General features: G+C 72.1%; 30 protein-coding genes. 3 read left to right on the top strand and 27 right to left on the bottom strand.

Annotated elements, in window-relative coordinates:
- Positions 1-33: 33 nt before the first annotated feature.
- The gene (locus ASG91_RS10380; protein WP_082592634.1) at positions 34-696 is read left to right on the top strand and encodes a murein hydrolase activator EnvC; all 663 of its coding nucleotides are present in this window, start codon (positions 34-36) and stop codon (positions 694-696) included.
- On the opposite strand, the gene ASG91_RS10375 is transcribed toward ASG91_RS10380, so the two are convergent.
- The 14 genes from ASG91_RS10375 to ASG91_RS10310 form a co-directional block, all read right to left on the bottom strand.
- Positions 678-1,499, bottom strand: a complete 822-nt coding sequence (locus tag ASG91_RS10375) for a DUF3152 domain-containing protein (RefSeq protein WP_235545526.1) — start codon at positions 1,497-1,499, stop codon at positions 678-680. The two genes, ASG91_RS10380 and ASG91_RS10375, sit on opposite strands and share 19 nt — an antisense overlap.
- A 137-nt stretch (positions 1,500-1,636) precedes the next feature.
- Positions 1,637-2,551, bottom strand: coding sequence for a tyrosine recombinase XerC (locus tag ASG91_RS10370; protein ID WP_056922558.1), 915 nt, complete (start codon positions 2,549-2,551; stop codon positions 1,637-1,639).
- 63 nt (positions 2,552-2,614) lie between these two features.
- Positions 2,615-3,121, bottom strand: coding sequence for a hypothetical protein (locus ASG91_RS10365; RefSeq protein WP_056922557.1), 507 nt, complete (start codon positions 3,119-3,121; stop codon positions 2,615-2,617).
- Positions 3,122-3,132: 11 nt separating this feature from the next.
- Complete coding sequence (locus tag ASG91_RS10360) at positions 3,133-3,813, bottom strand: hypothetical protein (protein WP_056922556.1); 681 nt, start codon at positions 3,811-3,813, stop codon at positions 3,133-3,135.
- 72 nt (positions 3,814-3,885) lie between these two features.
- Positions 3,886-4,989 (bottom strand): DNA-processing protein DprA, encoded by a 1,104-nt coding sequence (gene dprA / locus ASG91_RS10355; RefSeq protein WP_157606295.1) that lies wholly within the window; start codon positions 4,987-4,989, stop codon positions 3,886-3,888.
- Complete coding sequence (locus ASG91_RS10350) at positions 4,986-6,521, bottom strand: YifB family Mg chelatase-like AAA ATPase (protein ID WP_056922555.1); 1,536 nt, start codon at positions 6,519-6,521, stop codon at positions 4,986-4,988. The genes dprA and ASG91_RS10350 overlap by 4 nt, the downstream gene beginning before the upstream one ends.
- Complete coding sequence (locus tag ASG91_RS10345) at positions 6,518-6,889, bottom strand: YraN family protein (RefSeq protein WP_056922554.1); 372 nt, start codon at positions 6,887-6,889, stop codon at positions 6,518-6,520. Before ASG91_RS10345 ends, ASG91_RS10350 begins: the two co-directional genes overlap by 4 nt.
- A 163-nt stretch (positions 6,890-7,052) precedes the next feature.
- Positions 7,053-7,370, bottom strand: a complete 318-nt coding sequence (locus ASG91_RS10340; RefSeq protein ID WP_056922553.1) for a DUF2469 domain-containing protein — start codon at positions 7,368-7,370, stop codon at positions 7,053-7,055.
- Positions 7,367-8,098 carry a ribonuclease HII gene (locus ASG91_RS10335; protein ID WP_056922552.1) on the bottom strand — a complete coding sequence of 244 codons (732 nt, stop codon included), beginning with the start codon at positions 8,096-8,098 and terminating at the stop codon, positions 7,367-7,369. Before ASG91_RS10335 ends, ASG91_RS10340 begins: the two co-directional genes overlap by 4 nt.
- 3 nt (positions 8,099-8,101) lie before the next feature.
- Entirely contained in the window at positions 8,102-9,175 is a 1,074-nt protein-coding gene (gene lepB, locus ASG91_RS10330; RefSeq protein WP_235543893.1) for a signal peptidase I, read from the bottom strand.
- Entirely contained in the window at positions 9,172-9,912 is a 741-nt protein-coding gene (gene lepB / locus ASG91_RS10325) for a signal peptidase I (protein WP_082594074.1), read from the bottom strand. Before lepB (ASG91_RS10325) ends, lepB (ASG91_RS10330) begins: the two co-directional genes overlap by 4 nt.
- A gap of 71 nt (positions 9,913-9,983) precedes the next feature.
- Positions 9,984-10,343, bottom strand: a complete 360-nt coding sequence (gene rplS, locus ASG91_RS10320) for a 50S ribosomal protein L19 (protein WP_056922551.1) — start codon at positions 10,341-10,343, stop codon at positions 9,984-9,986.
- A gap of 259 nt (positions 10,344-10,602) precedes the next feature.
- A complete protein-coding gene (locus ASG91_RS10315) occupies positions 10,603-10,827 on the bottom strand; it encodes a hypothetical protein (protein ID WP_056922550.1) in 225 nt (74 codons plus the stop codon).
- 49 nt (positions 10,828-10,876) lie between these two features.
- Positions 10,877-11,947, bottom strand: a complete 1,071-nt coding sequence (locus ASG91_RS10310) for a LacI family DNA-binding transcriptional regulator (RefSeq protein WP_056922549.1) — start codon at positions 11,945-11,947, stop codon at positions 10,877-10,879.
- Between the two features lie 163 nt (positions 11,948-12,110).
- On the opposite strand from ASG91_RS10310, the gene ASG91_RS10305 reads away from it, so the two are divergent.
- Complete coding sequence (locus tag ASG91_RS10305) at positions 12,111-12,869, top strand: ABC transporter permease (RefSeq protein ID WP_056922548.1); 759 nt, start codon at positions 12,111-12,113, stop codon at positions 12,867-12,869.
- A gap of 45 nt (positions 12,870-12,914) precedes the next feature.
- Positions 12,915-13,715 (top strand): ceramidase domain-containing protein, encoded by an 801-nt coding sequence (locus ASG91_RS10300; RefSeq protein ID WP_056922729.1) that lies wholly within the window; start codon positions 12,915-12,917, stop codon positions 13,713-13,715.
- On the opposite strand, the gene trmD is transcribed toward ASG91_RS10300, so the two are convergent.
- The 13 genes from trmD to ASG91_RS20655 form a co-directional block, all read right to left on the bottom strand.
- Positions 13,699-14,898, bottom strand: coding sequence for a tRNA (guanosine(37)-N1)-methyltransferase TrmD (gene trmD / locus ASG91_RS10295; RefSeq protein ID WP_056922547.1), 1,200 nt, complete (start codon positions 14,896-14,898; stop codon positions 13,699-13,701). The genes ASG91_RS10300 and trmD overlap by 17 nt on opposite strands.
- Positions 14,899-14,911: 13 nt before the next feature.
- On the bottom strand, positions 14,912-15,460 hold the full coding sequence (gene rimM / locus ASG91_RS10290; RefSeq protein ID WP_056922546.1) for a ribosome maturation factor RimM: 549 nt from the start codon (positions 15,458-15,460) through the stop codon (positions 14,912-14,914).
- Positions 15,461-15,567: 107 nt separating this feature from the next.
- A complete protein-coding gene (locus ASG91_RS10285; protein ID WP_056922545.1) occupies positions 15,568-15,810 on the bottom strand; it encodes an RNA-binding protein in 243 nt (80 codons plus the stop codon).
- Positions 15,811-15,812: 2 nt separating this feature from the next.
- The gene (gene rpsP, locus ASG91_RS10280) at positions 15,813-16,385 is read right to left on the bottom strand and encodes a 30S ribosomal protein S16 (protein WP_056922544.1); all 573 of its coding nucleotides are present in this window, start codon (positions 16,383-16,385) and stop codon (positions 15,813-15,815) included.
- A gap of 182 nt (positions 16,386-16,567) precedes the next feature.
- On the bottom strand, positions 16,568-17,596 hold the full coding sequence (locus tag ASG91_RS10275; RefSeq protein ID WP_056922543.1) for a phosphotransferase enzyme family protein: 1,029 nt from the start codon (positions 17,594-17,596) through the stop codon (positions 16,568-16,570).
- Positions 17,597-17,606: 10 nt separating this feature from the next.
- Positions 17,607-19,142 carry an SDR family NAD(P)-dependent oxidoreductase gene (locus tag ASG91_RS10270; protein WP_056922728.1) on the bottom strand — a complete coding sequence of 512 codons (1,536 nt, stop codon included), beginning with the start codon at positions 19,140-19,142 and terminating at the stop codon, positions 17,607-17,609.
- Positions 19,139-19,603, bottom strand: coding sequence for an Rrf2 family transcriptional regulator (locus tag ASG91_RS10265; protein ID WP_056922542.1), 465 nt, complete (start codon positions 19,601-19,603; stop codon positions 19,139-19,141). Before ASG91_RS10265 ends, ASG91_RS10270 begins: the two co-directional genes overlap by 4 nt.
- A gap of 95 nt (positions 19,604-19,698) precedes the next feature.
- A complete protein-coding gene (locus ASG91_RS10260) occupies positions 19,699-20,709 on the bottom strand; it encodes a sulfate/molybdate ABC transporter ATP-binding protein (RefSeq protein ID WP_056922541.1) in 1,011 nt (336 codons plus the stop codon).
- Complete coding sequence (gene cysW / locus ASG91_RS10255; protein WP_056922540.1) at positions 20,706-21,512, bottom strand: sulfate ABC transporter permease subunit CysW; 807 nt, start codon at positions 21,510-21,512, stop codon at positions 20,706-20,708. Before cysW ends, ASG91_RS10260 begins: the two co-directional genes overlap by 4 nt.
- Complete coding sequence (gene cysT / locus ASG91_RS10250) at positions 21,509-22,432, bottom strand: sulfate ABC transporter permease subunit CysT (protein ID WP_082594073.1); 924 nt, start codon at positions 22,430-22,432, stop codon at positions 21,509-21,511. The genes cysW and cysT overlap by 4 nt, the downstream gene beginning before the upstream one ends.
- 7 nt (positions 22,433-22,439) lie before the next feature.
- Complete coding sequence (locus ASG91_RS10245) at positions 22,440-23,474, bottom strand: sulfate ABC transporter substrate-binding protein (RefSeq protein ID WP_056922726.1); 1,035 nt, start codon at positions 23,472-23,474, stop codon at positions 22,440-22,442.
- A 274-nt stretch (positions 23,475-23,748) separates the two neighbouring features.
- Entirely contained in the window at positions 23,749-24,834 is a 1,086-nt protein-coding gene (locus ASG91_RS10240; protein WP_056922539.1) for an amidohydrolase family protein, read from the bottom strand.
- A 9-nt stretch (positions 24,835-24,843) separates the two neighbouring features.
- Positions 24,844-24,981 carry a hypothetical protein gene (locus ASG91_RS20655; protein WP_157582098.1) on the bottom strand — a complete coding sequence of 46 codons (138 nt, stop codon included), beginning with the start codon at positions 24,979-24,981 and terminating at the stop codon, positions 24,844-24,846.
- Positions 24,982-25,103: the final 122 nt, after the last annotated feature.

The raw sequence follows: 25,103 nt of genomic DNA, 5'->3' as shown, positions 1-25,103 counted from the left end.
GCGGGACGAGGGCGGACCCAGCAGGGTGGCGGGATGCGCAGCGCACTGCTCCTCCCGGTCTCGACTGTCGTGGCGGCCTCGATCGGGCTGTCGCTCCCTGCGCCGCCCGGACTGAGGTGGCCCGCACAGCCCGGCGCCGGCCAGCCGGCGGGAGCGTCCGTCGCTCCGGGCTCCCCCTCGGCCGGAGCACACCGGGTCCCGGCCGAAACGCACCAAGCGCAGACCGGGTCCGCCGCCGTGGCGGTGCCGCGCTCTCCCCCGTCGCTCCGGGGCCGATGGGGGTGGCCGCTGGCGCCGAGGCCGACCGTCGTGCGGCCGTTCGTGCCGCCGGTGTCGGCGTACGGCGCCGGCCACCGTGGCATCGACCTGGCCGGGTCGACGGGACAGGAGGTGCTGGCGGTCGAGGCGGGCGCCGTCGCCCACGTGGGCCGGATCGCCGGTCGCGGGACGGTGACGGTCCTGCATCCGTCCGGCGTGCGTTCGACCTACGAGCCGGTCGACGCGTCGGTCACCGTCGGTGAGGTGGTTGCGCGAGGGTCACCCCTGGGCGAGCTGGAGGCCATCGGCTCCCACTGCCGGCCGGCCTGTCTGCACCTCGGCGCCGTCCGCGGCCGGGCCTACCTCGACCCGCTGGTGTTCCTCACGGGCGGGCGTCGGGTGCGACTGCTTCCGCTGGCTCAGGCCCCCGACGGGTAGGGCCACGCCTTGCAGCCACCGAGGTCGAGGGTCTGCTGCACCATCACGGGGGCGCGCTTGCCCGTGCCGGGGCAGGTGCGGTGCTGTTGGCCGAGGCCGTGACCGACCTCGTGGTTCACCTGGTAGATCCGGTAGCGCGCGACGTCGGAGCCGTAGCTGTCGTCGCCCAGGGCCCAGCGGCGGTAGTTGAGCACCGAGCGTTCGCCGTTCCAGCAGGAGACCTGGGAGAGCGTCCGCATCGGCGCGCAGAGCTTGTCGGTCAGGCCGGGGCTCGCGAGCGTGACCCGCACGTCGACGTGGGCGCCGTTGGCCGCCTGGGCGGGGGTCACGTTGACGAAGCGGACGCCGTCGACCTTCTGCCAGCCCCGGGGATCCAGCAGGACGGACTCGACGGTGGCGCCGACCTCGGCCGGGTCGACACCGAGGCCGCCCTCGATCTCGACCGTGTACTTGACGGTGCGGCCGGTGTCCGCGACAGCGGCCTGCGGCACGGCGACCACGGTGATCTTGCCGTTGCCGTTCTGCGGGACCTTGGTGGTGCCGGCCTTCGCGGTCTCGGTGCTGGGCGAGCCGTCCTCGTTGTCGGGGTTCTGGGTCGTGCTCGATGCCGAGGTCGTTGCCTTCCCGGACGAGCCCGCGGCCTCGATCAGCGTCGTGTCGTCCCCGCTCGTGAGCCGCACGGTGACGACGGCGACGAGGACCAGGATGACGGCTCCCGTGATGGTGCGGCGCAGGCGCACCTGACGGCTGGGCCGACGTCGGTGCCGGCGGGCCCTGCGGGTTGCCGGCAGATCCTCACGCACGCGCTGCACAGCTCCTCTCGGGTCGCGGACCCCGGGGGTCGGATGAACGTCTTCGGCGCCCATCTTCCCCCCTTCGGGCGGCCCCCGCCGGCACGGCACGCCCGACGACGATCCCGAACCCGGCGTCACCGCGGTGCTCACGCACGCGGGTGGGCCTGTCGGTAGGAGGCCTTGAGCCGGTCCACGGAGACGTGCGTGTAGATCTGCGTCGTCGCGAGTGAGGCATGGCCCAGGAGCTCCTGCACCAGGCGCAGGTCCGCCCCGCCCTCGAGGAGGTGGGTGGCAGCACTGTGCCGCAGGCCGTGCGGCCCGAGGTCCGGGGCGTCAGGCAGGTGTGAGAGCAGCTCGTGGACAGCGGCCCGGATCTGCCGGGGGTCGGCTCGTCGTCCACGTCGGCCCAGCAGCAGGGCCGGGCCGCTGCCCGCGACGACCACCTGGGGGCGACCCAGGGCCAGCCAGGCCTCGACGGCCTCGCGGGCCGGCGCACCGAAGGGCACCGTGCGTTCCTTGCCGCCCTTGCCCATCACCCGCACCACGCCTCCCGCGAGGTCGAGGCCGTCGACGTCGAGGGCGGTCAGCTCACCGACCCGGATCCCACTGGCGTACAACAGCTCGACGGCGGCGCGGTCGCGCAGGTGCATCGGGTCCTGGTCGTCGCTGGCCACCGCCGCGAGGTCCATCAGCGCCGTGGCGTCGCCCTGGCGCAGCACCTCCGGGAGGTGACCCGCGCGCTTGGGAGCAGCCAGACGCAGTGACGGGTCCTGGGCGATCCGCCCGGTCCTGGTCGCCCACCCGAGGAAGGTGCGGGCGGCAGCGGAACGCCGGGCGATGGTCGACCGAGCCGCCCCCGACTCAGCCTGCGCCGCGAGCCACGCCCTCAGCTCGCGCAGCCCCACGTCGGCCAGGTCGGTCATGCCGCACTCGTCCTGGAGGAAGCGCAGGAGTCCGCGGAGGTCGCCGAGGTAGGCCCGAGTCGTGTGCTCCGAGCGGCCGCGCTCGCTGCGCAGGTGGCGCTCGAAGGCCGCCAACGTCTGCAGCAGGGACTCACTCACGCCGTCACCGTCGCAAACGCACGAGCGGCACACAAGCCGCCACCCCGCACGCCACGGGTCGCATCAGAAGGGGTGGCGCACGTCTCCGTCGTACGTCTTGACGACGGCGTCCTCCAGACGCCGGAGCCGCTCCTCGTACTGGGCGATCACCTGCATGCGGACGCGGACCTGTTCGTGCTCGCGCCGCACCGCCTCGACCAGGCTGCGTGCCTCGGCCCGCTCGGCGTCGTCGCCCACGAACTCGGCACTGCGCAGGCCCTCCTCGATCTTGCCGAGGCGCTCTTCGACGATGCCGATCTGGATGGCCAGCCCACCGTGCTCCACCTCGCGGTGGGCCGACGCGTGCTCGACGGGGTGCAGGCGCTTGCCCAGGGCCGCGACCGACGACTTGAGCTCGGCGATCTGGGTGGCCTGCCGGTCGAGCTGGGCCCGCTGCTTGTCCACCTTCGCGGCGAGGTTGTTGGGGTCCGCGACGCTGCGGCGCCACCGCCCGAAGGCACGCCGGGCTCGTCGGTAGGCGCCGGGCGTCGGGGTTCCTGCGCCGTCGGGCCGCGCATCTGTTCCGGACATGTTCTCCTCTTTCACGGCAGCATCCGCATGGTGCCGTCGTCGATCCATGAGCGGAGCAGTCGTGCCTCCAGGCCCAGCTGGTGGGCGGGGATGACGGGGCTGCCTCCGCCGCTCTGGTAGCGCCACGAGTCCCGCTGCACCCCGTCGAGGAACGAGAAGCCGGTCGCGAACATCTCGGCCTCGGGAAACATCTCGTGCGCCAGGAAGCACGAGATGGTCCCGGAAGTGGGGATCAGCTGGTTGGGCACGTGGTCGGGGTCGAGCTGGTCGAGCAGCCGGGTGATGACCGGGGCGTTGGGGACCGGCATGGTGCCGAGGTCCGAGGGCCAGAAGGTCGGCTGCGGATGGAGGATGTAGCGCAGCCCGTAGCCGGCCTGCGGGATCAGGTAGGCGCGCTGCCGGTAGTCCTGGAACATCCACGGCGTCACCGGCGCGTACCGCGACACCACCAGGACGTGGCACTTGGTGCCGACACACGGCGGGGTGCCCGGGTCGTCCAGGGCCATCGAGTTCATCCGGAAGACCAAGTCGCTGCTGTCGATCTGCGCCACCCGCTCGGGGTTGGGGCCCAGCGGCGCGTTGCCGACCACGGTCACCTTCCGGACCGGCCGGTTCTCGGCGTACGAGGCGAGGTAGTCGCGCACCAGGTCCCACTGGGCCTGTTGGGAGGAGGCGACCTCGGCTGCGAGCACGGCGTCATTGTGCCAGCCGTCCGCTCCCGCGCAGAGGTCTTGGACGCACGGGCGCGCCGAGCCTCCGCAGGTTCACCGTCCTAGCGGTCTGCGCCAGCCGTCCCCTTGCCGCTGGGCGAGGCCGGCAAGGTCCAGGGCACCGAGGGCACCCCGGACCTCGGTGCTGCTGAGCCCACTCAGGCGGGCCAGCTCCTCGGTCGTCGCGGGCTTGCGAGCCGGCAGCGCCGCGAGGACGACCCGGTGGTTCGGCTCGAGGTCGTCGCCGGGCTGCGCCTCCCCCTCCTTGCGCGGGGCCAGCTCACCGATCGGCCCGACGGCCTCCGCGACCTCCCCGGCATCGGTGACCAGGGTCGCGCCGGCACGGACCAGCTCGTGGCATCCCGCCGACACCGCCGACGACACCGGGCCCGGCACGGCACACACGACCCTGAGGTGCTCGTCCGCGTGCCGGGCGGTGTTGCGCGAACCGCTGCGCAGGCCCGCCTCGACCACCACGGTGCCCTGGGTCAACGTCGCGATCACCCGGTTACGGCTCAGGAACCGCCACTTGGTCGGGGCCGAGCCGGGCGGCACCTCGCTGACCACCAGGCCGTCCTCCTGCACCCGCTGCAGCAGCCCGGCATGCCCCGCTGGGTAGGGCCGGTCGACACCACAGGCGAGCACGGCGATGGTCACCCCGTCGACCGCCAGCGCGCCCTCGTGCGCCGCACCGTCGATGCCGTAGGCGGCGCCCGACACCACGGCGAAGTCCCGCTCCGCCAACCCGGCGCCGAGCTCCTTCGCCACGTGGACGCCGTAGCCGGTGGCCGCGCGAGCCCCCACCACGGCGACGCTCCGGGCCGCCACCTCACCCAGGCTGGCGCGGCCGAGCACCCAGAGGCAGATCGGTGGAGCCGCCAGGTCAAGCAGGCCCAGCGGCCACTCCTCGTCGCCCGGCACCACGAGCCGGGCGCCCAAGCGCCGGGCGATGGCCAGGTCACGGTCGACATCGAGCTCCCCCGCGCGCTCGGCCATCCGGGCACCCAGGGTGGTGTCGGCAGCCACTGCGTGCAGTGCCTCCTCCGCTCCCACTGCGGCGATCTGGGCCGCGACGGTTTCGTCGCCCGGCTCGACGAGTCTGGCCCAGGCCACCCGCGCGGCACGGTCACCGCGCACCGGCGCGATCCCCGACATCATGCCGCCACCGGGCCCTGGTTGCGCAGGGTCAGGGCAGTGCCCACGTCGTCGCGGGTGGGGGTCAGGCGACCGCCGAGGTCAGCGACGGTCCACGCCACCCGCATCACCCGGTCATACCCACGCAACGTCAGCTGGCCCCGGTCGAGGGACCGGTCGATGTCGGTGGTGACCGAGGGAGACAGACGCCACCGGCCGCGCCGCAGCTTCGAACCGGGCACCTCGCTGTTCAGTCTCCACGGCGTGCCGTCCCATCGCTCGGCCTGGGCCTTCCGCGCGGCAAGGACCCGCTCGGCGACGGTCGCGCTGCTCTCTCCCGCGTGGCCCGCGAGCGAGGAACGCGTGATGGCGGGCACCTGCACCTGGAGGTCGACCCGGTCGAGCAGCGGCCCCGAGATCCGACCGAGGTAGCCGCGCTTGGCCAAGGGAGTGCACGAGCAGCCGACCCCCTTGCCGAAGCCGAGACCGCAGGGGCACGGGTTCGCGGCCATCACCAGCTGGAACCGGGCCGGGAACTGCACACTCGCCTTGGCCCGGGAGACGACCACCCGACCGGACTCCAGCGGCTGCCGCAGCGACTGCAGGGCCGCCGCCTTGAACTCAGGCACCTCGTCGAGGAAGAGCACGCCGTGGTGCGCCAGCGTGATCGCGCCGGGACGCACGGCCGAGCTCCCGCCCCCGATGATGGCCGCCTGCGTGGCGCTGTGGTGTGGTGCCACGAAGGGCGGCAGCCCTTCGAGGGACAGCTCGGCAGCAGTCACCCCGAGGAGTGACTTCACGGCGAGGACGTCGATCGACTGCTCTCGACTCAGGCGCGGGAGGATCGACACCAGTCGCTCGGCCAGCATCGTCTTGCCGGAGCCGGGTGGTCCGAGCAGGAACAGGTGGTGTCCACCGGCAGCCGCCAGCTCGAGCGCCGTCCGGGCTTCCTCCTGGCCGACGACGTCGGCGAGGTCGGGCGTGACCTTCGCAACCGACAGTCGTGGTGCCCGCTCCGGGGCGCTGACCCCCAAGGTCTCGACCCCGGCTGCATGCGCCGCGATCAGATCAGCCAGGTGGGCCACGGGATGCACCCGGATGTCGGGCACGATGCGCGCCTCGGCAGCGTTGTCGACCGGGACCGCCACGTCTCGGCACCCGGCCCGGGCGGCGCACAGGACCGCCGGGAGGACACCGCGCACCGAGCGGATCGACCCGTCGAGCCCGAGCTCCCCCAGGTGCACCACGTCACCCACCCGCTCGGGCGGGACCAGGCCGAGGGCCGTCGCCACGGCGATGGCGATGGGAAGGTCGAATCCACTGCCGTTCTTGGGGATCGACGCGGGCGACAGGTTGACCGTGATCCGGCTCTGCGCCAGGGAGTGCCCGATGCTGGCCGCCGCCGCCTTGACCCGGTTGGGCGACTGCGCGCACGCGGCGTCGGGCAGCCCGCCCAGCATGAAGGCGGGCAGGCCCCCGGACAGGTGCGCCTCGACCTCCACGACGGACCCGGCCAGCCCCTCCAGCGTGACCGATCGGGTGCGGCCGAACGTCATCCCTCCACCCCCTGCAGGTGTCGGACCACAGCGCGTCCCTCGGCCGGTCGCAGGATGCCGATCACGTCGATCCTGATGTGCGCGGGATGTTCCCCGTTCTCCTGCAGCCAGGCCGCCGCGAGCCGGCGCAGCCGCGCCACCTTGCGCGCGGTGACTGCCTCCACCGGCGAACCGAAGCGCTCGGTGCGGCGGGTCTTGACCTCGCAGAAGACGAGGCAGTCGCCGTCCCTGGCCACGAGGTCGAGCTCGCCGCGAGCGCAGCGCCAGTTGCGGTCGACGACGGCCAGCCCGCGGTCGGTCAGGTACCGCTCGGCCAGCCGCTCGCCATACTCCCCCAACGCCCTGCGCGGATCCGCCCTGTCTGCCATGCGCCCAACCCAAGCCCGCGTGGGCGGAGACCGACATGGGCCGGGACCGCCCCTGTGGACAGGCTCGGCAAAGCCGCCCTACCGGGGACAGCCGACCCGGATACGGCCGCGGATCCGGCAGCTGGCAGCGCCAGAACCGCACCACCGTGCCTCGACAGCACAGCTAGAAGCCTTGCCCCTTGGGCAGCTCGAGGTCGGCCTTCGCGAGCTCCTCGACGTTGACGTCCTTGAACGTCACGACGCGGACCTGCTTGGCGAACCGCGCAGGTCGGTAGATGTCCCAGACCCAGGCGTCCTGCATGGTGACGTCGAAGTAGACCTCACCGCCGTCGGAGCGCACCTTCACGTCGACGGAGTTGCACAGGTAGAACCGGCGTTCGGTCTCGACCACGTGCGAGAACAGGCCCACCACGTCGCGGTACTCGCGGTAGAGCTGGAGCTCCATCTCCGACTCGTACTTCTCGAGGTCCTCAGAACTCATCGCGTGCTCATCTCCGGTTGCTCACCCTGCCGAACGCTCTCATCATCCATCGTCACTCCCGGCAGCCGCCACGACCGTCGGTGCAGGTCCGTCGCCCCGAACGCCTCGAGTGCCGCGAGGTGCTCCGGCGCGGCATACCCCTTGTTCTCCTCCCACCCGTAGGCCGGGTGCTCCGGCGCCACGTCGACCATCATCCCGTCCCGCTCCACCTTCGCGAGCACCGACGCGGCGGCGACGGACGAGCACTTGAGGTCGGCCTTGATCATGGTCGTGACCGGCGGGGTGACGGGAGCGTCGTGGGACGTGAAGGCGAACAGCCCCACCTCGTCGGGAGCGGTGAGCCAGTCGTGGTTGCCGTCGAGGATGACCAGGTCGGGGACCACGTCGACCGCGGCCAGGGCCCGGCAGCCGGCCAGCCGCAGGGCGGCGATGATGCCGATCTCGTCGATCTCCCGGGGCGAGGCGTGCCCGACCGCGTAGGCCAGGGCCCAGCGCCGGATCCGCGGGACCATGGCCACCCGCGCGGCCGGGGTCAGCAGCTTGGAGTCCTTGACCCCGGTGGGCGCGCTGCGGCACGTCTCGTCGATGAGCACCACGCCGACCGTCACCGGTCCGGCGAGCGCACCGCGACCCACCTCGTCCATGCCGGCGAGGACGCGGTGACCGTCACGCTGGAGCTGGCGCTCCACCCTGAGGTTCGGCTTGCGACTGCGCACGGGCTGGGCCATCGCTCAGCCCGACCCGGTCGGTGTGTCGGTGCCGCCCACCTCGCCGCCGCCGGGACCGTCACCCTCGTCGCCAGTGGTGCCGGTGCCCTGGGAGTCGGTGGTGGCGGTGGCGGGCGAGGGAGCCGGGACCTTCGCGAAGGTCGTGGTGGGGTTGGACAGCCAGGTCAGGTGGTCGAGCGGCCAGACGAGGGCCACGGCACGGCCGACGATGAGCCGCTCGTCGACGGAACCCTGGCTGCCGTTGTTCTCCGGCCCGTCGTGGACGCGCGAGTCGGCCGAGTTCGAGCGGTGGTCACCCATGACCCACACCCGTCCGCTCGGCACGGTGATGTCGAAGTCCTGCTCGCTCGCGGCGTCGCCCGGCTTGAGGTAGGGCTCCTTGATCGCCGTGCCGTTGATGGTGATCCGGCCGCCCTCGTCGCAGCAGACGACGTGGTCACCGGGCAGCCCGATGACCCGCTTGATGAGGTGGTTCTCGGCGTTGTCGGGCAGCAGGCCCACGAACGTGAGCGTCTCGGTGACCACGGTCGCGACCGGGCCCTGCTGGGCCTTCGGGGCCTCGTCGAGCCACTGGCCCGGGTCGGCGAACACGATGATGTCGCCGCGCTTGAGGTCGACCGGGCCGGGCGTCAGCTTGCTGACGATGACGCGGTCGTTGAGGACGAGCGTGTCCTCCATCGACCCCGACGGGATGTAGAACGCCTGGAGCAGCCAGGTCTTGACGATGAAGGAGAGCACGAGGGCCATCCCCACGACGATGGCGAACTCCTTGATGGCCGCGCCGAGCACCGCGAGCCCTCCGACCGACTCCTCGTGGTCGCCGCCTCGGCGCTCCGAGCGCTGGTCGCCGGCCACCCCCTGCTCGCCCTCCTTGGGCAGCGGCTGCGTCGCCGAGGACCGGTGCGCCGGGGTGGAGTCCTCGGCCTGGGCCGCGACCGTCGGCGCGACGCCGGGGTCGGGCAGGTCGTTGCGCAGCCAGGCCGAGTCGTGCGAGTCGGCCTCGGCGGGGGTCGGGTCGGGCTGGTCGGCCTCGTACCTCAGCCAGCCGCTGTCACCCTCGCGCGGGGTGCCGCTCACGGCTCACCCACGCGGGGCAGGTCGGCCAGTGCGTCCGGGCGCTCGAAGCGGCCGAGCCGCGAGAGGGGCCAGTAGGTGGCGCTGGCCCGGCCGATGACGTCGGACAGCCGCACCGTGCCGCCACCCGGGTCACCCAGGTGCGAGCGCGAGTCGGCGCTGTCGCTGCGGTGGTCGCCCATCACCCAGAGCCGGCCGGCGGGGACGGTGACGTCGAACTCCAGCTCGCTCGGCTTGTCGCCGGGCATGACGTAGGTCTCGTCGATGACCTTGCCGTTGACCGTCAGGCTGCCTCGGTCACAGCAGACCACGTGGTCGCCCGGCAGGCCGATGACCCGCTTGACGAAGTCCTGCTCGCCGAGGTGGACGCCCACCAACGACGCCGCGTCGCCCAGGACCCTGCCGATCGCGCCGTTGTCCTGGTGCGGGGTGAGGTCGGCCGCGGCGAAGGTCGTGGTGCCGTCGAAGACGACGACGTCGCCGCGGCGGACCGAGTCGCCGTCGGCCAGCTTGTTGACCAAGATCCGGTCGCCCGGCTCGATGGTCGGCTCCATGGAGCCCGACGGCACGTAGAACGACTGCACGAGGAAACCCCGGACCAGCAGCATCACCAGCAGGGCGACGCCGCCGAGCAGCAGCCACGACGGGCCGCCTCGGGGGCGTTCGGACTCGGCCGCCGCGTCAGTCTCGACTGGTGCGGCGGCCGGGTCCTGCTGGGGTGCTTCCGGTCCGGGGTTCATCGCTCCGGAGCCTAACCCTCAGGGCTGTGGCGACGAGCGCCGGGACGCGCTGAGGGGGAGATGATTCCGCCTTACTTGGCGGGGGTCGTCTCGCGCTTCTCCTTGATCTTGGCGGCCTTGCCGCGCAGGTCGCGCAGGTAGTAGAGCTTCGCGCGACGGACGTCACCGCGGGTGACGACCTCGATGTGGTCGATCACCGGGGTGTGCAGGGGGAAGGTGCGCTCGACGCCGACGCCGAAGGAGACCTTGCGGACCGTGAAGGTCTCGCCCAGGCCACCGCCGTGGCGACGGATCACGACGCCCTTGAAGACCTGGACACGCGAGCGCGTGCCCTCGATGACCTTGACGTGGACGTTGACGGTGTCACCGGCGCGGAAGGCCGGGATGTCGTCGCGGAGGGACGCCTTGTCGATCTCGTCGAAACGCTGCATGGCAGATTCGCTTTCTTCTCGGCGCCACAGGTCGCCCAGGGTGTTGGGTGGTGCTGCTGATGATGGTGCGCCGTGTGCGTGGACCGACCACGTGGCCGGAGATGCTGTCCGGACACTCCCCCTGTGGCAGGGGCCGCTGGTTCACGCGGGCGCGAGGAGCCATTCTGCCACGCACAGGGGTCGCGACAGAAATCGTCGCGACCCTTGGACGACCGGGTATGCCGTGTGGCCGGGCCACCCGGCACACCCGCCTCGGGCGTCAGGCGCCGGCGTGCGCCGGACGGCAGGCCGGGTCGAGCCGGTCGGCCAGGCGGCGCTGACCCGCTGCGGCGGTGCGCAGCGTGCTCGCCAACGAACGACGCACGGGCCGGCGAGCCGGACTGGCGCTGAAGCCGTCGTCGACGACGGGGGCGTCCGGGCGGGCCGACCGGGCCAGGGCGGCGCCTGCGTTGCTGTTGATGGTGAGGGCGATGTAGTCGCTCATGTCCTTCTCCCTTCAGGGTGCGGTGGCGCTGTGGACGCTGACGGATCTGTCAGCGCGTCGGTGACGTCGTGGCGGGTCCGGTGCTGGACCGCACGACGAGCTCGGTGGGGAGCACGATGCGGCGCTCGGTGTAGTCGGGGTCGAGGAGCATCCGGCCGGCGATCCGCCCGCGCTCGGCGATCGGTTGGCGCACGGTCGTCAGGCCGGCATCGGCCGCTGCCGGGATGTCGTCGAAGCCGGAGAGCGACACGTCGCGCCCCGGCGTCAGGCCGCGCTGGCGCATGGCGTCGAGGACCCCGAGGGCCAGCACGTCGCTGACCGTGATGATCGCGGTGGGTCGGTCCTGTCGGTCGAGCAGGTGAGCCCCGGCGGAGCGACCGGCCTCGACCGAGTTGTGGCCGGGGGGTGCGACCGTCTGCACGCTGACGTCGGGGCCGAGTCCCTCGCGGAAGCCGTCGTAGCGGTCCCAGGAGAACGACATGGACCGGTGCTGCACGTCGTCGACCTCGACCACGGCGGACGAGTCGACCTTGCTGTCGACGACGATGCCGACGCTGCGGTGGCCGAGCCTGCGGATGTGCTCGCCGACCTGCCGGGCGGCGCCGCGCTCGTCGATGAGGACGAGCCCGTCCATCCGGGGGTCCTTGTCGTCCGTGGCCACCATCCGCAGGCCACGGTCGACCGCGATCTCGCGGGCCGGGTGGTCGATGTCGAGGCAGTAAGCGAGCAGCCCGTCGACGACGGCGGCTCGCATGGCCTCGGCGCTGGCCTCGACCTCCTCGGGACGCTCGGGGTCGAACGGGCGCAGCGGGATGAGCAGCAACCCTGTCTGGAACTCCTCGGCGACCTCGGCGAGCCCGGCCAGCATGCCGACCGAGTAGGGGTCCGAGAACGCGTAGCTGAGCCGCTCGGTGAAGACCAGCCCGATCGCCCGTGCCCGCTGGGACCGCAGGCTGCGCGCGGCCGGGTTGGGGCCGGCATACCCGAGCGTCTTGGCGGTCTCGAGCACGCGCTGGCGCACCTCGGCGGAGAGCTGGTCGGGCTTGTTGTAGGCGTTCGAGACGGTGGACACGGAGACACCGGCGGCCTCGGCGACGGACCTGAGGGTGACGTTTCCCACGGCTCCCGGCCTCCTTCGACGCTCTGAACTGGCTTCTGGATCGTTGTACTAAATCGTTCAAGTAGAACGATACAGAAAACATTCCCGCTCTCGCGAGCTTTTTTCGCGGGCCCGCTGCACCCGCCTGCGCCCTCGCCGCGGCGCCGCGGCATACCGTGACGCTGTGAGCATCGACCCCGGCTGGCCTGTCGGCCTCGCACTGGCCCTGCTGCTGGCGGTCGCGCTGGCCGCGCACCGTTTCGCCGGCTACGGCCTCGAGCGCCCGGTCCTCGTCGCCGCGGTGCGGGCGATCGCCCAGCTCGGGCTCGCCGCGGTGCTCATCGCCGCCGTGGTCGACAGCCTGCCGTGGTCGGTGGCGCTGGTCTGCGTGATGTTCGCGATGGGGGTGCTCACCACGTCCAGCCGGGTCGAGGCGCCGAGGGCCTGGTCCTGGGCCGCGCTGGCGATGGCTTCGGGCGTGCTCCCCGTGCTGGCGATCGTGCTGGCCACCGGCACGATCCCCGCGACCGGGATCGCGGTCATCCCGGTGGCCGGCATCATCGTCGGCAACGCGATGACCGCACACACCCTCGTCGGCCGTCGCGCCTTCGCCGCGCTGCGCGAGGAGCACAGCCAGTACGAAGCCAGCCTCTCGGTGGGCCTGCTCCCCCGCCAGGCCATCCGCGAGATCGTCCACCGCCGCGCCCCCGAAGCCCTGCTCCCCGGGCTCGACCAGGTGAAGACGACCGGGGTGGTCACCCTGCCCGGCGCGTTCATCGGGGTCATGCTCGGCGGCGGCACCCCGGCGCAGGCCGCGACGGCCCAGGTGCTGGTGCTCTTCGGGATCATGGCCGCGCAGACCGTCACCGTCCTCGTGGCCGAGCACCTGCTCGCCGGACGCCGGCTGCTCCCCGACGACCTGGCCACCAGCCTCGTCGACTGAGGCACCGACCCGCCCGGGGTGACCTGCGGCGGCATACTCGCCACCATGGCGACCCACGCGCAGCGCGACCTGCGACCGCTGGCGCTGGCGGGCGCCGTCGCGGTCGTCTCGGTGGGCCTGCTCTGGCTCGCGGTGCTGCACGGCTGGCTGGGCCCCGACGTCGGTCGCGGCGACCGGTTCTGCGAGGCGGCGCGCGACGCCGTCGTCCGCCAGCCCGCCAACACGTTCAGCAACGCCGGGTTCATCCTCGCCGGGCTGGCCATCGGGTGGAGGGCGGGAGCACCTCGCACGACGATCGCGGCCAACCCGCGGCTCGCGGCGGCCCTGGGCGTGGTCGTGGTGCTGCTCGGGCCGGCGAGCGCGGCGATGCACGCCACCCAGAGCGACCTCGGTGGGCACCTCGACCTGCTCAGCATGTACCTCATTGCTGCCTTCGCCTCGTCCTACGCGGTCACCCGGGTGCTGGGCCGCGGCATCGGCTTCTTCGCGGCGTCGTTCGTCGGTGTCGTGCTGGTCTGCGAGCTCGTCGAACGCATCCCGGGGCACGTCCCGGTGGTCGACATCGCCGCCAACCTCGCGTTCGGGCTCTTCCTGCTCGTGGCCCTCACCGGTGAGGCCGTGCTGTGGCGGCGTGGCGCCGCGCGACGCCAGGCCGGCTGGGGGCTTGCGTCGGCCGGAGCCCTCGCCCTGGCGTTCGCGATCTGGAACCTCGCCAAGGACGGGTCGTCACTGTGCCACCCCGGCTCGCTCCTGCAGGGCCACGCCGCCTGGCACCTGCTGTGCGCCGTGGCCGCCTACTGCCTCTACCGGCTCTACGCCAGCGAGCGCGTCAGCGACGCCGCTTGAGCAGGTCCACGGTGCCGGGGAAGGCGCCCGCTCCGGGCTGCACCCGGTAGCCGGCCTTGCGGTAGGTGCGCAGGTTGCGCTCGCTGCCGGTCCCGGTGTTCAGCCAGTATGCCGCCGTGCCCGACGGCGCCTGCGCCTCCGCGTGCTCCAGCAGCGCGCGCCCCAGGCCACGGCCCTGGAGGTCGGGAGCGACCATCAGCCGGCCGATCTGCCAGGTGGCCGCGTCGTCGGGGTGTGACCGCGCCCGCACCGAGGCCACCAGCCGGCCGCCGACGCGCACCACCCAGGTCTGCCACTCCCGCAGTCCCCGTGCGACGTCGTCGACGGACTCGATCAGGGGCGGGATGTCGTGGGTGGCGTTGGCCCTGGCCTCGCTCACCCAGCAGGCCCGTTGCAGGGTGGTCAGCTCTGCGGCATCGGACGGCTGGGCGACGGTGATCGTGAGGCCCTCGGTCGTGAGCGCCGCCGAGGAGTGCAGCAGGTCCGGCCTGCGAGCTGCCGTGCGCTCGAGCCGCTGCTGGTGGCGCCACGCGGCGATCGCCCCGTGGTCCCCCGAGAGCAGCACCGGCGGGACCGCCCGGGTCACGCCGCCACTCGACTCCCAGGCGGCGGGCTTGGTGTAGACGGGGTACTCGAGCAGGCCGTCCTCGTGGGACTCCTCGACGAGGGACTCCGCGTTCCCGATGACGCCGGGCAGCAGGCGGGCCACCGCCTCGACCATCGCCAGCACCGCCACCTCGCCCCCGTTCAGCACGTAGTCGCCGAGCGAGACCACCGACACCTCGAGCCCGAGCTCGTCCGCGGCGTACTCGTAGACCCGCTCGTCGATCCCCTCGTAGCGTCCGCAGGCGAAGGCCAGCCACGGCTCCTCGGCGAGCTCGCGCGCCAGGGCCTGCGTGAACGGCCTACCTCCCGGACCCGGGACGATGAGCCGCGGGCGGGCCCCGTCGGCACCCGAGGCGACCACGTGCGTGAGCGCCTCGGCCCACGGCTGCGGCTTCATCACCATGCCGGCACCACCGCCGTAGGGGGTGTCGTCGACCGAGTGGTGCCGGTCGTGGGTGAAGTCGCGCAGGTCGTGGACGCGCAGGTCGAGCAGCCCGTCGCGGCGGGCCTTGCCGATCAGCGAGAGGTCGAGCGGCGCGAGGTACTCGGGGAAGATCGAGACGACGTCGAGGATCACGGGGGGTCCGCCGTCAGTCGGCGTTGAGCTCGAGGAGCCCGGGCGGTGCGTCGACGACGACCCGGCCGCCGTCGACGTCGACCTCGGGGACGATGGCCTCGACGAACGGGACGAGTGCCTCGGCGCCGCCGGTCAGCCGCAGCACCAGCTGGTCCTGCGCCGCGCCGGTGCGCAGGCCGGTGACCTCACCGAGGGTGGTCCCCGCGGGGTCGACGGCGGTGAGCCCGACGAGCTCGTCCTCGTACCACGCGTCGTCCTCGTCGGCCGCAGCCTCGGCCGCGGCCTCGGCGTCGATGAACAGGCGGGTGCCCCGCAGCGACTCGGCGCCGGTGCGGTCGGGGATCTCCTCGAAGCCGAGCAGCCAGACCTTCTGGTGCAGCCGCGCGGTGCGCAGGGTGAGGGAGCGCGGGACGCCCGACCCGGGTGCGGCCTCCGTGGCGTAGGCGACACCCGGCGCGAAGCGTGCCTCGGGGTCGTCGGTGTGGGTCTGCACCGTCACCTCACCGCGCAGGCCGTGTGGCTTGCCGATGCGGGCGACGAGCAGTCTGGAGTCGGCAGGCATGGAGTGATCCTCTCAGGGGTTGGCTCCACGGTGGGAGAGAAGGGCCACCGGGAAACCCGGTGGCCCTTCTCGATGTGCTCGGTGTGCGTGTCAGCGCGGGTGAGCGCTCAGCGGACCTTGTCGGTGTCGACGATGTCGACCCGGACGTTCTGGCCGCCGGCCAGCGCACCCATGACGGTGCGCAGGGCGCTCGCGGTGCGACCGGAGCGACCGATCACGCGACCGAGGTCCTCGGGGTGCACCCGCACCTCGAGCACCTCACCACGGCGGAGCTCCTTGCGTCGCACGGCAACCTCGTCCTTGTGGTCGACGATGCCCTTCACGAGGTGCTCGAGCGCCTCTTCCAGCACGGTCAGGCCTTGTCCGCGGCGTCGGCCTCGGCGGCCGCGGGGGCCTCCTCGGTCTCAGCCTTGGCCTCGTCGGCCACGGGAGCATCGGTGACAGCCTGGGTGGCCTCGGCCTTGGGCTCGTCGGCCTTGGGGGCCTCGTCAGCCTTGGGCTCCTCAGCCTTGGGGGCCTCGTCGGCCTTCTTGGCAGCGCGCTTCTTCGGGGTGGTCGCCCCGTCGGTGCCGGCCTCGGACTTGCCCGCCGCGGCGATGGCCGCGTCGTACAGCTCCTTCTTGGACGGCTTGGCAGCCTTGACCTTGAGCGTGCCCTCGGCGCCGGGCTCACCCTTGTACTTCTGCCAGTCGCCGGTCACCTTGAGCAGTGCCGCGACGGCCTCGGTCGGCTGCGCGCCCTGGCCCAGCCAGTACTGCGCGCGGTCCGAGTTGATGTCGATGACCGAGGGCTCCTCGGTGGGGTGGTACTTGCCAATCTCCTCGATGGCCCGGCCATCGCGCTTGGCGCGCGAGTCCATGACGACGACGCGGTAGAACGGTGCACGGATCTTGCCCATGCGCTTCAGACGAATCTTGACGGCCACAGTGGTGGTGTCTCCTGTTTCTGGTTGTGAGCACGGCAAGACCGCGCAGGATTCACGCGGGGTACCGGAACTCGGTGTAGGCGTTCCAGCCAGGAGGCCGCAGTCCTGTGACCGGGCCCGTGCCTGGACGGGTACAGCCGACCATTCTGCCAGATCTGTGGGGATGCCCCGACCATGCAGGGTCAGCCGGCGGCCATCAGGTCGAGCACGACGTCGAGCACGTGCTGGAGTGTGCTCGGCGACGGCAGCCACAGCAGGCACTCCTGCACCTCCGCCACCGCGTGCCGGCGGTGCGCGTCCTCCGTGGCGGGATCCAGGGACTCGGCCGCCTGCCGGGCGAGGAAGTTGAGCTCGCCACTGAGCAGCATGGTGAACGAGTCCAGCCCGTGCACGGCACCGGTGCCGCCCGCTGCGCGGTAGGCGGTGACGGTCCGGCGCACGGCCGACGCGTCGACCTCCTCCCCGTCGACGTGCCACTGGACCAGCACCTTGGCCAGCTCACGGTCGGGGAGCACCGGGCCCACGTCCTCCCAGTCCACCGGGACGAGCTGGCCGTCGGTGGTCACCAGGAGGTTGTCGGGGTGCAGGTCGCGGTGGCCGACCACGAACGGCCCGGTCGGGGCCGGCACCGCCCGCACGAGGTCGCAGAGCCCGTCGAGGTCCGCCACCCGCCTCACCAGGGCGTCGTGCCACGGCTGGTCGGTCCCCCGCTCCACCAGGTCGGCCCAGACCTGCGCCTCGGGGACGGTCCGGTACCACCAGCCGATCGGGTCGTCGGTCGCGCGCGCCGCAGCGTGCAGCCGCCCGAGCAGCGTGCCGAGCTCGGTCGCGTGCAGGCCGGGCACGAAGTCGGCCCGCGGTGCGGTGCCGTCCACCCAGGTGCTCAGCCGAACGAGACCCCCACCCAGCTCCGCGGGCACGGGCACGAGGAAGCGCCCCTCCCGGTCGGCGACGGGGACGGGGACGGGTATGCCGGCCTGCGCGAAGTGCGCGAGGTGACCGGCCTCGCGGCGGACCACCTCCTCACCCGCCGCCAGGTCCGGGAAGCCGGCGTATGCCGCGAAGGGTTGCTTCACGGCATACCGGAGTCCGTGGCACTCCAGGAGGCTCACCCGGCCCTCCGCACCGCGGGCCACGAAGGTGAGTCGGGCCGCAGCCCCGCCGCCACCGAGCCCAAAGGCGTCGAGCAGGTATGCGGTCAGCTCGTCCACGGCGCCGGCCTCACCAGGGGCTGGGTTCGAAGTCCTTGACGAAGCAGCCGTAGACGTCCTCGCCGGCCTCGCCCCGCACGATGGGGTCGTAGACGCGGGCCGCGCCGTCCACGAGGTCGAGGGGCGCGTGCCAGCCCTCGGCGGCGATCCGCAGCTTCTCGTGGTGCGGCCGCTCGTCGGTGATCCAGCCGGTGTCGACCGCGGTCATTAGGATCTTGTCCGTCTCGAACATCTCGCCGGCGCTCGTGCGGGTCAGCATGTTGAGCGCCGCCTTGGCCATGTTCGTGTGCGGGTGCCCGGCTCCCTTGTAGCGCCTGGAGAACTGGCCCTCCATCGCCGAGACGTTGACGACGTACGCGCGTCGGGCGCCGGCCGCGACGGCGGCGCGCATCGACGGTCGCAGCCGCGACACGAGGATGAACGGCGCGGTCGAGTTGCAGAGCTGCACCTCGAGCAGCTCGAGCGGGTCGACCTCCTCGACCTTCTGCGTCCACGAGTTGTTGAGCTGGGTGTCCGGCAGCAGTCCGCCGGCGTCCACCGCCGTGCCGGCCAGGTGCGCCTCGAGGCTCGCCTGGCCCGCCGTCAGTGCGAGCGACGTCATCGACGCGGCCGAGCGCTGCGCGAGCGCGCGCGCCGCCTCCTGCTCGGACTCACCCTCGTGGTGCGCGACCTTCTGCTCCTGCAACGTGCCGAGGAGGTTGGCCGGGTGGGCCTCGCTGATCCGGTCGAAGGTGACGAGCTCGGGGTAGACGACGTCGCCCTCGAGCGGCACCGACTCACCCTCGACCAGGTGGGAGTAGGCGCCCGGCGAGCGGCGCACGGTCTGGGCCGCGTTGTTGACCAGGATGTCGAGCGGACCTGCGGCGGCGACCTCGTCGGCCAGCGCGACGACCTGGGTGGGGTCGCGCAGGTCGATGCCGACGACCTTGAGCCGGTGGATCCAGTCAGCCGAATCCTCTTGTGCCGCAAAGCGTCTCGCTGCGTCATGCGGGAAGCGCGTGGTGATGGTGACGTGCGCGCCGTCGCGCAGGAGGAGCAGCGCGATGTACATCCCGATCTTGGCGCGGCCACCCGTGAGCAGGGCCCGCTTGCCGGTGAGGTCAGTCCGTTGCTCACGCTTCGTGTGGCTCAGGGCCGCGCAGTCGGGGCAGAGCCAGTGGTAGAACGCGTCGACCAGGGTGTACTCGCTCTTGCAGATGTAGCAGCCCCGCGGCTTGATCAGCTCCCCCGCGTGGGCTCCCCGGGTCGTCGAGACGAGCGGGATGCCCTTGGTCTCGTCGTCGATCCGCATCGGTGAGCCGGTGGCGGTCTGCGCGAGGATCGCCTCGTCGTGGTCGACCTGGGGCTGCTTGGCCTCGCGGCGGCGAGCCTTGCGGACCCGCTTGTACATCCGCCCCGTCGCCCGCTTGACCGTCTGGATGTCGGGGTGGTCGCCGTCGATCTCGGCGAGCTGTTCGAGGACGCGCAGGGCGATGGCGAGGTCCTCGGGGTCGATGCCCGGGCCCACCTCGGCCGGGGTCTCGTCGATCGGGGCGCCTTCGCTCATCGGCTGCGCCACGCGTCCGGGTCCGCAGCCAGCGTCACCACCCGGTCGGGCAGCTCCCCCGACAGCACGTCCGCGAGGCTGGTCTCGTCGAGCACCGAGCGGAGGCTGGCGCGCAGCGCCACCCACACGGTGGGCAGGTGCGTGGCCACGCCCTCGTATGCCGTCTCGTGCGGCCGCAGGCCCCGCACCTCCGCGAGCGGCCCGTCCACGGCCCGGAACACCTCGCCCAGCGAGATGTCTCGGGGCTCGCGGGCCAGCGAGTAGCCACCCCGGGCGCCGCGGGTGCTCTTGACCAGCTCGGCGGTGCGCAGGTCGGCCACGATCGCCTCGAGGAACTTGCGCGGGAGGGTCTGGCGGAAGGAGAGCGTCTCGACACTCACCGGGCCCGCCGATGTCGTCGCCGCCTCCGCGAGGATGAGCATGGCCCGGACCGCGTACTCCGTGCGTGCCGAGATGTCCACGAGCGCATTCTGTCGCACCGCCGCGGAGCCGGGGCACGCGGCATACCCATGGCTGTGGGCGGGCGCCGCTCCAGCGGCCCCGGGTGGGCCGCGACTCAGATGGCGAGGGCGGGGTGGATCTCGGCCGCGTCGGGTCCGGTCGTGGCCCGCGCGTACACCGTCTCACCCTCCACGAGCCCGAGGGCGTCGGCCTCCGCGCGGGTGACCTGGGCGGCGAACCGGGTGCCCGAGTCGGCGCGCAGGTCGATCCGCACCTCGAAGCCCAGGCGGACGACGCGTTCGACCACCGCCTCGATGACCCCGGGCGACCCGCCGACCCGCGCGTCGGCGGCTCGGGCTCGCTCGAGGTCGCGGTCGAGGGCGATGTCGTGCGGGCGCACGAGGGCGCCGCCGAGCCGGGCCACCGAGCCGAGGAACGACATGACGAAGTCGTTGGCCGGGCGGTCGTAGAGGGTCACCGGGTCGCCGACCTGCTCGATCCGCCCCTTGTTGAGCACGGCGATCCGGTCGGCCACGTCGAGGGCCTCCTCCTGGTCGTGCGTGACCAGGACGGTGGTCACGTGGACCTCGTCGTGCAACCGCCTCAGCCACTGCCGGAGGTCGGCCCGCACCTTGGCGTCGAGGGCGCCGAACGGCTCGTCCAGGAGCAGCACCTCGGGGTCGACCGCGAGCGCCCGGGCCAGCGCCATCCGCTGGCGCTGCCCACCCGACAGCTGCGCCGGGTAGCGGTGCTGGAACCCGTCGAGGCCCACGATCTCGAGCAGGTCGTCGACCTTGCGGGAGATCTCGGCCTTGGGCCGCTTGCGGATGGTGAGCCCGAACGCCACGTTGTCGCGCACCGTCATGTGCTTGAACGCCGCGTAGTGCTGGAAGACGAACCCGATCCCCCGCTTCTGGGGCGCCACCCCGGTCACGTCGCGGCCGGCGATGACGATGCGGCCGCCGTCGAGCTGCTCGAGCCCGGCGATGGAGCGCAGCAGGGTCGACTTGCCCGAGCCGCTCGGGCCCAGCAGGGCGGTGAGCGAGCCGGCCGGGATGTCGAGGGTGACGTCGTCGAGCGCGGCGAAGTCGCCATAGCTCCTGCGGGCTCCGATGACGCTGATCATGTCTTGCTCCTCTTGCGGTCGAGTGCTGTCATGCCGAGCAGCGTGAGCACGGCCAGCCCCATGAGCAGGGTGGCCGCGGCGTACGCGCCGTAGGTGTTGTGGTCGTCGATGTAGCGCGAGTGGACGAGCAGGGTGAGCGTCTGGGAGACACCGGGGAAGCCGGAGCTGACCATGATCACCGCACCGAACTCACCGAGTGCCCGGGCGATCGTGAGCACGACGCCGTAGGTCAGGCCCCAGCGGATGGCCGGCAGCGTGATCCGCCAGAACGTCTGCCAGGTGCTGGCCCCGAGGGTCGATGCGGCCTGCTCCTGCTCCGTGCCGATCTCGTGGAGGACCGGCTCCACCTCGCGCACCACGAAGGGGAGCGTCACGAACAGCGTGGCGATCACCATGCCGGGCAGGCCGAAGATCACCTTGATGCCGAGTCGCTCGAGGCCTCCGAACCAGCCGTCGACGCCCCACAGCAGGATCAGCGAGACACCGACCACGATGGGCGACACCGCAAACGGCAGGTCGACCACGGCCTGCACGAGCCCGCGCCCGCGGAACCGGCCACGCACCAGGGCCAGCGCCGTGCCGACCCCGAACACCACGTTGAGGGGGACGACGATCGCCACGATGAGCAGCGACAGGTTCAGGGCGGAGATCGCCGCCGGGGTGCGGATGGAGTCGACGAACGCGCCGACCCCCTCCCCGAAGGTGCGCCAGAGGATGAGCACGATTGGCACTGCGATCAGCAGCACGAGGTAGCCGAGGGCGACGGTCCGCAGACCGATCCGGGCCGTGGTGGAGGTCTTCACTGGGCGTCCTCCTCGCGGCGCAGGCTGCGACCGGCGAACAGCCGCAGGACGAACAGCGTGACGAAGGCGATCGCCAGCAGCACCACCGAGACCGCGGCGGCGTTGAGCGGCCGGTCGATCTCGATCTGCTGCTGGATGTACTGCGAGGCGACCTGGGTCTTGCGCGGGATGTTGCCCCCGATGAGGACCACGGAGCCGTACTCGCCGATCGCGCGGGCGAAGGCCAGGCCGGTGCCGCTGATGACGGCCGGGGCCAGGGTCGGCAGCACGACGCGGCGGAAGGTGGTCCAGTTCGAGGCACCCAGCGACGCCGCGGCCTCCTCCACCTCGCGGTCCACCTCGATCAGGACGGGCTGCACGGAGCGGACGACGAACGGCAGGGTGACGAACGCGAGGGCGACCAGCAGGCCCGGCTGGGTGGCGTTGAGGTGGATGTGGATCGGGCTGTTGGGGCCGTAGAGCGACAGGAGCACGATGCTCGCCACGATCGTGGGCAGCGCGAACGGCAGGTCGATGAGGGCGTTGACGATGCGCTTGCCGGGGAAGTCGTCGCGCACCAGGACCCAGGCGATGAGGGTGCCCATCACGGCGTTGACGACCGCGACGATGGCGGCCACCAGCACGGTGACCCGCAGGGAGGCGAGCGCGACGGGGGCGGAGACGGCGTGCCAGAAGCCGCCGATCCCCTCTCCGAGCGAGGTCACGGTCAAGGCGGCCAGCGGGAGGAGCACGAGCACGCTGAGCCACAGACCGACGAGGCCGACGCCGAGCGGACGGGCCACGCCGGTGCGGCGACTGGACGGCGGGGCGGCCGGCAGGGAGTCCGCGCCGTCGCCGAGGGGCAGGTGTGGGCGCGGCGGCAGGGACGACCCCTCGGTGGAGGTGTCGCCCCTGCGCGCGTGGTTGGTTGTCGTCGTCATCGCCGTCCTACGACGTGGCCTTGTCGTAGATGAGCGCGATCGCGCCGGTCTCCTTCTTGAAGAGCGTCCCGTCGACCGTCTTCCAGCCGCCGAGGTCGTCGATCGTCCAGAGCTTGGTCGGCTGCGGGAAGTCGGCCGCGAACTCCTTGGCCACGGTCGGGTCCACCGGGCGGAACCCGGCCTGGGCCCACAGCTTCTGGGCCTCCGGCGTGAAGAGGAAGTCGTTGAACGCCTTGGCCTTGGCGTAGTTCTTGCTCTTGGTCAGGACCGCGGTGGGGTTCTCGATCTTGAACGTGGTCGGTGGCGTGACGTGCTCGACCGGGTCGCCGCTGCGCTCGGCGAACAGCGCCTCGTTCTCGTAGCTCAGCAGCACGTCGCCGGTGCCCTGCAGGAAGGTCTCGGTCGCCTCGCGGCCGGACTTCGGCTGCACCTTGACGTGACCGGTCACCAGCTTCTCGATGTAGTCGAGGCCCGCCTGCGGGTTCTTGCCGCCGTCGCTCTTCGCGGCATACGGGGCGAGCAGGTTCCACTTGGCGCTGCCCGAGCTGAACGGGTTCGGGGTAACGATCTCGACCCCGGGCTTGAGCAGGTCGTCCCAGTCCTTGATGCCCTTGGGGTTGCCCTTGCGCACCACGATGGTGACGACCGAGCCGAACGGGATGCCCTTGTACTGGTTGGCGTTCCAGTCCTTGGCGACCAGGCCGGCGTCGACCAAGCGGGTGATGTCGGGCTCGACCGAGAAGTTCACGAAGTCCGCGGTGGCGCCGGCCTCGACCTTGCGCGACTGGTCTCCGGAGGCGCCGTAGGACTGCTGGAACTGCACGCCCTTGCCGGCCTCGGTCTTGTTGAACGCGGGGATGACCTTGTCGTAGCCGACCTTCGGCACGGCATACGCGTAGAGGTTGATGGTGCCGGTCTTGGCGCCGGCGTTCTGGGCGTCGCCGCCAACCGTGTCACTGGCTCCGCCGCCTCCACAGGCGGTCATCACCAGTGCTCCGACGGTCGCGGCTGCGGCCAGAGCAAGGCGGGTGTGACGGCTCATCGAGGGCTCCTTCTTCGCCGGGACGGCGTGGTGGCGCGGGGTGCGCATCTCCTATGTGACAACTAGGAGTTTGGATAGCGTTTGGTTATCGGTCAAATAACACGACCTTATGTCTCAGATCGTGGAAGCCCTGGGACACCCGACACCCGACACGCCGCCCCCTCGCCCAGACCTCACCTTTATCGGGTCATGGGACAAAGGGCGGCTTCACCCCGAAACGGTTCCGGGGTGAAGCTGACGGTTCTCCCTAGACCCGATAAAGGTGTGACTCGGGTCAGAGGGTGACGCCGCGCAGCACGATGTGCTCAGGGGCGGCCAGGGCGCGGATCTCACGCCGGGGGTCTGCGCCGTAGACGACGAGGTCGGCGTCGGCGCCCTCCTCCAGCCCCGGCCGACCGAGCCAGGCCCGGGCTCCCCAGGTCGCGGCGTGCAGCGCCTCGTCGGTGGACAGCCCGGCCCTGGTCAGCTCCAGCGCCTCGTCGGCGACCAGGCCGTGTCGCAGCGAGCCGCCAGCATCGGTGCCGAGGTAGATCGGGATGCCGGCGTCGCGGGCCGCGCCGATGGTGGCGTAGCGGCGGTCGTGCAGGGCGACCATCCGGCGGTGGTACTCGGGGAACTTCTCCTTGGCCGGCTCGGCGAGGGCGGGGAAGGTGGCGATGTTGACCAGCGTCGGCACGATGGCGATCTGCTGCTCGGCGAACTGCGCGATCGTCTCCGCCTCGAGGCCGGTCGCGTGCTCGATGCAGTCGGTGCCGGCCGCGGCGAAGTCGTAGAGGGACGCCTCCCCGAAGCAGTGCGCGGTGACCCGGGCACCCTCCTCGTGGGCCGCCTCGATGGCGTCGGTCAGGACGTCGACCGGCCAGCACGGCGTGAGGTCGCCGGCATCCCGGTCGATCCAGTCCCCCACGAGCTTGACCCAGCCGTCGCCGGCGCGGGCCTCGAGCCGGACCCGCTCGACCAGCTGGTCCGGCTCGATCTCGTGGGCGAAGTTGCGGATGTAGCGCCGGGTGCGAGCGATGTGTCGACCGGCCCGGATCACCTTCGGCAGGTCGTCGCGCTGGTCGATCCACCGGGTGTCGGCCGGCGACCCCGCGTCCCGGATCAGCAGGGTGCCGGCCTCGCGGTCGGCGAGCGCCTGCGCCTCCGCGGTCGCGTCGTCGACCGGACCGTGCGCGTCCAGCCCGACGTGGCAGTGGGCGTCGACCAGGCCCGGGAGGACGAAGCCGCGCAGCGTCTCCACGTCGCCGTCCGGCGCGGTCGGGCGCTCGAAGGTCAGCCGACCGCCGACCACCCACGCCTCGGGTCGCACGTCCTCGGGCCCGACCAGGACCTCCCCCTGCAGGTGCAGCACCGATGCCATGCGCCGACCCTAGAGGCGCCGAGGCTGGCGAGCGACCCCCGGGGTGTAGCGGATGTCCTGCCACACGACGACGTTCCCGTCCTCGTCCCGCGCGTCGAAGAGGGCACCCACCGGGCTCGAGACAGCTCCCCCACCAGGTCCGGTCATGACTCGACTGTGGCGCGACCGGGTATGCCGCGCGATCCGGTTCGCCCCCCACCTCACGACCGGCGCTTCGCCCGGTTGGAAGCGAAGCTGCCGGATACCCGGAAGTTTCGCTTCCAACAGGG

The organism is Phycicoccus sp. Soil802 (genome assembly GCF_001429605.1).
Taxonomy (GTDB): Bacteria; Actinomycetota; Actinomycetes; order Actinomycetales; family Dermatophilaceae; genus Pedococcus.
The sequence above is the reverse complement of the archived record's forward strand: the minus strand, read 5'-3'. Positions and strand labels throughout refer to the sequence as shown.